General features: G+C 61.2%; 7 protein-coding genes. All 7 read right to left on the bottom strand.

Going from position 1 to position 6452, the window contains the following annotated elements:
• Positions 1–49: 49 nt before the first annotated feature.
• Genes Q7W83_RS19140 through rfbF form a run of 7 tightly spaced genes read right to left on the bottom strand, consistent with a single transcriptional unit; the run spans position 50 to position 6336 of the window.
• A complete protein-coding gene (locus Q7W83_RS19140; RefSeq protein WP_150630253.1) occupies positions 50–787 on the bottom strand; it encodes a cephalosporin hydroxylase family protein in 738 nt (245 codons plus the stop codon).
• A gap of 17 nt (positions 788–804) precedes the next feature.
• Complete coding sequence (locus tag Q7W83_RS19145; protein ID WP_150630254.1) at positions 805–1875, bottom strand: class I SAM-dependent methyltransferase; 1071 nt, start codon at positions 1873–1875, stop codon at positions 805–807.
• Positions 1865–2722 (bottom strand): NAD-dependent epimerase/dehydratase family protein, encoded by an 858-nt coding sequence (locus Q7W83_RS19150; protein WP_150630255.1) that lies wholly within the window; start codon positions 2720–2722, stop codon positions 1865–1867. The genes Q7W83_RS19145 and Q7W83_RS19150 overlap by 11 nt, the downstream gene beginning before the upstream one ends.
• A complete protein-coding gene (locus tag Q7W83_RS19155) occupies positions 2719–3945 on the bottom strand; it encodes a class I SAM-dependent methyltransferase (protein WP_150630256.1) in 1227 nt (408 codons plus the stop codon). The genes Q7W83_RS19150 and Q7W83_RS19155 overlap by 4 nt, the downstream gene beginning before the upstream one ends.
• Positions 3942–4502, bottom strand: coding sequence for a dTDP-4-dehydrorhamnose 3,5-epimerase family protein (locus Q7W83_RS19160; RefSeq protein ID WP_150630257.1), 561 nt, complete (start codon positions 4500–4502; stop codon positions 3942–3944). Before Q7W83_RS19160 ends, Q7W83_RS19155 begins: the two co-directional genes overlap by 4 nt.
• Positions 4499–5581 (bottom strand): CDP-glucose 4,6-dehydratase, encoded by a 1083-nt coding sequence (gene rfbG / locus Q7W83_RS19165; protein ID WP_150637683.1) that lies wholly within the window; start codon positions 5579–5581, stop codon positions 4499–4501. The genes Q7W83_RS19160 and rfbG overlap by 4 nt, the downstream gene beginning before the upstream one ends.
• Positions 5563–6336 (bottom strand): glucose-1-phosphate cytidylyltransferase, encoded by a 774-nt coding sequence (rfbF, locus tag Q7W83_RS19170; protein WP_150637681.1) that lies wholly within the window; start codon positions 6334–6336, stop codon positions 5563–5565. Before rfbF ends, rfbG begins: the two co-directional genes overlap by 19 nt.
• Positions 6337–6452: the final 116 nt, after the last annotated feature.

A 6452-nucleotide genomic window follows, 5' to 3' on the forward strand; every position in this document is an offset into this window, starting at 1 on the left:
TCCCCACCACAGACCGATTGCCCGTTGAACGCTTGAATAAAGGTGTCGCTTAACGCACGCGGCGCAGGTAGCCATCCGGCGCCACTGAAATCAGCAGCTTGTTATCCATCGCGCGGTCAATTTCGAAATCGCGGTTTTCTTCCAGGTAGGCCCAGACCGCGGTTTTCGGGTTATCGCCCGGGCCCCAAGGACGGTCCGGGAACGCATCTTCCGGCATGTCTTCGACCACGGTGTCCATGACGACGCAGTAGCTGCCCACCGACACCAGCGGCGCATACAAACGCAGTTCTTCGAGCACGTGATCGTGGGTGTGGTTGGAGTCCAGTACCAGAATGACTTTCTTGCCCTCGGCCGCGGCGCGCACTTGTGCGGCGATAGTCGGGTCGATACTCGAACCTTCGATCATCGAGATGCGCTTGCTCATCGGATGGCTTTCGATGGCTTCGCGGTTGTGTGCACGGATGTCGAGGTCGATGCCCAGCACTTCGCCGTGACCTTGCAGCTCCAGCAGGGACGCGTAGTAGATGATCGAGCCGCCATGGGCGATGCCGCATTCGATCACCAGGTCCGGCTTGACCTGCCAGATGATCTCTTGCATCGCCATCATGTCTTGCGGCAGCTGAATGATCGGGCGCCCCATCCACGAGAAGTGGTAGCTGTATTTGTGTCTGGCCGATTCGTTGAAGAAATCCCGGGCCAGACCCGTCAGTTTCTGGTCATCGCCCTGACGCGCGATTTCTGCCTGGCACTCGGCTTCGAACGCTTTATTGATGGTGTTGTCGGTCATTTTATAAGTCTCAATAGTCACTGGAACGAAGCGCTGTCTACGGCGTGATAGACGTAGCGTCCACCGGTCATCCGCTTGATTTCTTCGAGGTAGTTGGAGTTCATCACAAACAGGTTGGCGCCTTCGGGCAAGGCGTCCATCGCCTCTTGGGGCGAGGACACGCGCGCGCCGCTCAGGGGCAGATAGCGCCCCTGTTTGGCCGGGTTGATATCCACCACGCGATCCACCGCCACACCGGCCCGTTGCAGGAACAGCGAATAGATCACGCCTTTGGACGACGCGCCCCAGATCGCCGAACCCTGCTCCGGGTTTGCCTGAATGATTTGCACCGCGCGCTCGAGGCTGCCGGTGAAGGCACGCGGCAGGTCCAGGCGTGACACCGGTTGTTCCGGGGTCAGGCGCAAGGTCGCAAGGTCCGCGACGATGTACAGGTATTGGCCACCGAACAGGTGACCGGCCTCATGCACGGTGCCGAACATCCGGCGCAGGTCATCGAGGCGGAAATAATTGACATGCTCATAGAACAGGTCGAACCAGGCGCGGTGTTCGAGGATCCAGTCGAAGCACGGCACCTCGATGTAGATCTGCCCGCCCTGATTGGCGTCGGCCATCTCGGCCAGAAAACTCACCGGGTCCTGGATGTGTTCCAGCACATGACGCAGCACGATGGCATCTGCCGCCAGGCCGAGGCCACGGGTGAACGGCGCCTTGATCACGTCGGCGTTGTTGCCTTCGTAGGCCGGGTCGATGCCGGTGATGGCGTAGCCCAGACCTTTGAGCAGTTCGAGAAAGTAGCCTTTGCCGCAGCCGACTTCGATCAGTTCCTGCCCCTTGAAGTGACGGGCAATGATGCCTTCGACATCGCTCAGGTGCTTCTGGAACTGGCCCGAATGCGCCTGCTCGTTCTGGTAGTCGGCGTCGTAGCTGAGCTTGTCGGCATCGAAGGCCTGGTTGAAGATCAACCCGCTCTTTTCATCCTGTACCAGCACCATGTCGGCGCTCGCCGAGGCCCTGGCCGACGCCGGGTCGGCAAAGGTCCGGTTCTGCAACACCGGCAGGTCGGCGACCCGATACAACTCATGCCTCATGCTCTGCTCCCAGTAGCTGTTGCAAACGGTCCGCCACGCCCCAGAACGCCATCGGTTCGTGGGTCGGGTATGGGTAATGACCCAGGTTCAAATCGATCGCCGCGCCGCGTTCACGCACACGCTGTTCGACCAGCGCCCGCACCGAAACCGGCTGGCCGCTGGCGCAATTGATCACACCGTCGAAGTCACGCTGTTGCATGATCGCCGCGAGGTAACCGGCAGCCGTCTCGATCGCCAGGTAATCGCGCAATTGTTCGCCGCCCGACATGTTGAAGCACTGGTCGCCGGCATCGATCGCCCGGTCCAGCGCTGCGAGCAGACTGTTGGGGTTTTGCCCCGCGCCGTGCAGGTAAAACAGCCGCGCCCATTGCAGCGTGAACGGTTGAACCCGCTGCAGGTTTTCGAGGAACAGGCGCAGGGTATTTTTGGCCAACCCGTATGGGTTGCCCGGCTGCGGCGCGGTCTGCTCGTTGAGCGGCCCGCTTTGCATCCCGTATTCGAAGCAGGTGCCGGTGACCAGCACTTGGGGTACGCCCGCCTCGACCGCGCCCTTGATGAAGCGGTAATCGGCCATCAGGTTGTGCTCGAAGTGAAACAGCGCCTGATAGTTGGGCAAGCCCGGCCAGGCCAAATGCGCCAAGGCGTCGATACCATTGGTCAATGCGCCGATGTCCAGGTCTGCGCCGTGAATATCAGCCTTGATGAACTCCACGGCATTGATCCACGGCAAGCTCGCTGCGGTTTCGGCGTTGCGCGCCACCGCGCGAACTGCGCAGCCACGGGCGAGCAACGCCGCGACCAAATGGCGGCCAACGAACCCGGTAGCACCGGTCACCAGCACTTTCACAGGACGGTCAACTCAGGCACGGCGATCACGAAGCGACCATCCCACTGACGCACCTGAGCCAGCTGCTGGCTGACTTCGTGCAACAGGTTCCACGGCAATACCAGCACGTAATCCGGTTTTTCCAACTCGATCTGCGCCGGCGAAACAATCGGAATGCGACTGCCCGGCAGGTACTTGCCCTGCTTGTGCGGGTTGGCGTCGGCGACCCAGGCCAGCAGGTCCGGTTTGACCCCGGCGTAGTTGAGCAAGGTGTTGCCCTTGGCGGCGGCACCGTAACCGACCACACGCTTGCCGTCAGCCTTGGCCTTGAGCAGAAAGCGCAGCAGTTCGTGTTTGATACGTTCGGCGGCCGGCGCGAGGGTCGCGTAGTACTCGGGCGTTTTCACCCCGGCGACGAGTTCGGCCTGCAATTGCCGAGCAACCGCAGGCTGCACGTCACGACGAACACCATCAGCCCGCTGGACGAAGACCCGCAACGAACCGCCATGGGTCGACAGCTGACTGACGTCGAAGACTTCCAGACCGTTGCGTTCGCACAATGTATGCACGGCGGTCAGGGACAGGTAGGAATAGTGCTCGTGATACAGCGTGTCGAACTGCTGCCCGGCCATCAGCGCCAGCAGTTGCGGAAACTCGAACGTTGCCACGCCGGTCGGCTTGAGCAAGGTCGCGAAACCACCGAGGAAATCATTGATGTCCGGCACGTGGGCCAACACGTTGTTGGCAGCCATCAGGTCCGCGGACCAGCCTTCACCGACCAATTGCGCAGCGGTGTTTCGGCCGAAGAACAACTCGCGGATTTCCAGGCCTTTTTCGCGCGCCGCTTGCGCGGTGCTGCGGGTCGGCTCAACGCCCAGGCAAGGGATGCCGCGGCCGGCGACGTACTGCAACAGATAACCGTCATTGGCGGCGATTTCCACCACACGGCTGTCGGCGGTCAGGCCGAAACGCTCGACCATCTCGGCGACGTAGCGATCGGCATGCGCCAGCCAGGTGCTGGAGAACGAACTGAAATAAGCATACTCGGCATCGAACAGGCTGTCGGCGCTGGTGTAATCCTCGGTTTGCACCAACCAGCACTGCTGACACACCGCGACCTTCAGCGGCACCCATTGTTCGGCCTGTTCCAGCTGATCGGCACGGACGTAGGCGTTCGACGGCGGCGAGGTGCCGAGATCGATCAGCGGCAAGGCCAAAGGAGTTCCGCAACCACGGCAGTTCATAGACGCACTCCAGCGAAGCGTTCATCGAGCAAGGGATGGCTGGCGTCCCTGGCTGACAGATTATTGACAGGCAACGGCCAGGCAATCGCCAGCCGTGGATCGTTCACCGACAAACCGCCTTCGTGCTCCGGCGCGTAGTCGGCGCTGTGCAGATAAAGCAATTCGGCGTCGTCGGTCAGGGTCTGGAAGCCGTGGGCGAATCCGGCAGGAATGAGCAGGCTGCGGCCATCGCCGGCACGCAGGTGTTCGGCGTGCCAGTGCAGGAAGGTTGCGGAGTTCGGTCGCAAGTCCACCGCCACATCCCAGACCTCACCGCGCAGGCAGGTGATCAGCTTGGCTTCCGGCGCGTTGGCATTCTGGTAATGCAAACCACGCACACTCCCGCGTGCGCGGGTGCAGGAATGATTGATCTGGCGAATATGAAACGCCTCGCCAAAGGCACTCAGGCTGCCCTCGCAGAACAACCGGGCGAAGTGCCCGCGATCGTCTTCAAAGCGTTTGTGCTGCACGCTGAACAAGCCCTTCAGCGGTAGGGCTTTCAACAAAAATTCGCTCACAGCGCGCCTCGGTACAGGTTCAGCTGGCCCAACGTGACGTCACGCATGTCGTCGCCGTTTTGCCAGGCCAGATGCCAATCGAGGGTTTGGGTCAGGCATTGCTGCAACGACCAGCGCGGTTGCCAGGCCAACAGTTGACGGGCGCGGCTGCTGTCCAGGCGCAACAGGCCTGCTTCGTGCAAATCACTCGGTTCGATGCGCAATCCACGCGCTTGCGGCCAGCGATCGGCGAGCAGTTTGACGACTTCGCCGACGCTGCACATGTCCGCTTCGCCCGGGCCGAAGTTCCACGCACCGGCGAACTCGGGACCTCGCTCGTAAAGGCCAGCGGCCAGTTGCAGGTAACCGGCCAAGGGCTCCAGCGCGTGTTGCCACGGGCGGACCGCTTGCGGGTAACGCAGGGTCACCGGTTCATCGGCGGACCAGGCTTTCAGGACATCGGGAATCAAACGCTCAGGGGCAAAATCACCACCGCCCAACACGTTGCCGGCTCGGGCCGTGGCCAACGCCAGACCGTGTTCGGCATATTTTTCGGCCGGGAAGAACGACGCTGCATAAGACTGCGCCAGCAACTCGCAGCAGGCCTTGCTGCTGCTGTAAGGATCGTGGCCGCCGAGCGCTTCGTTTTCACGATATGGCCACAACCATTCCTGGTTGGCGTAGACCTTGTCGGTGGTCACCAGCACACAAGCACGCACGCCGCCGACCTGACGGATCGCTTCGAGCAGATTGAGGGTGCCCATGACGTTGCTGGAGTAAGTCCCCAGCGGATCGCGATAACCCTCGCGCACCAGCGGTTGGGCCGCCAGGTGCAGGACGATTTCCGGTTGGGTTTCGGTGATCAACTCGAGCAAGGCACCCAGGTCACGCAGGTCGCCGCGCTGATCGTTGATGCCTTCGTGCACACGCGCCAGTTCAAACAGGCTCGGCTCGGTGGACGGATCGAGGGAAAACCCACTGACTTTCGCGCCGAGACTTTGCAGCCACAACGTCAGCCAACTGCCTTTGAAACCGGTGTGGCCCGTCAGCAGAACCCGCTTGCCACGCCAGAATTCCGGACTCAGTCCCATTGTTTCCATGGGGCCTCCCCGCTCAGCCACAACTGCTCAAGGTGGTTTTTATCGCGCAGGGTGTCCATCGGATGCCAGAAGCCGTCGTGCTGAAACGCTTGCAGCTGTTGTTCGTCGGCCAGCGCGGCCAGCGGCTCGGCCTCCCAGGAGGTCTGGTCGTCAGCGATGTACGGCAGCACTTTTGGCGACAGGACAAAAAAACCGCCATTGATCCAGCCGCCGTCACCGCGCGGTTTTTCAATGAAACCTTTGACGCTGTCACCGTCGCGCTCCAGGGCGCCGTAACGGCCCGGTGGCTGCACAGCGGTGACGGTCGCGAGTTTGCCGTGGCTCAGGTGAAAGTCCACCAGGGCGCCGATATTAAGGTCGGAAACGCCATCGCCGTAGGTAAAGCAGAATGCCTGTTCGCCTTCCAGATAACGGGCGGCGCGACGCAGGCGGCCACCGGTCATGGTGTCTTCGCCCGTGTCGATCAGGGTCACGCGCCATGGCTCGCTGTAGTTCTGGTGAACGTCCATGCGGTTATTGCACATGTCGAACGTGACGTCGGAGGTATGCAGGAAGTAGTTGGCGAAGAAGTCCTTGATCGCGTAGCCCTTGTAGCCCAGGCAAATCACGAAGTCATGGATCCCGTGAGCGGAGTACTGCTTCATGATGTGCCAGAGAATTGGCTTGCCGCCGATTTCAATCATCGGCTTGGGTTTGAGGTGCGACTCCTCACTGATGCGCGTGCCCAGGCCGCCCGCCAAAATAACTGCCTTCATCGTCTCCCCTCTTGTTCGTCACAGGGCTCAGCCAAGCTGTATCAAGCTTTTGCAGGCCTTCTGGATAAAACCTTCAATGCCGGTCATGGCGCTTCTGGATTGACCGGAAGTGCTCG

The organism is Pseudomonas sp. 300, assembly GCF_055803035.1.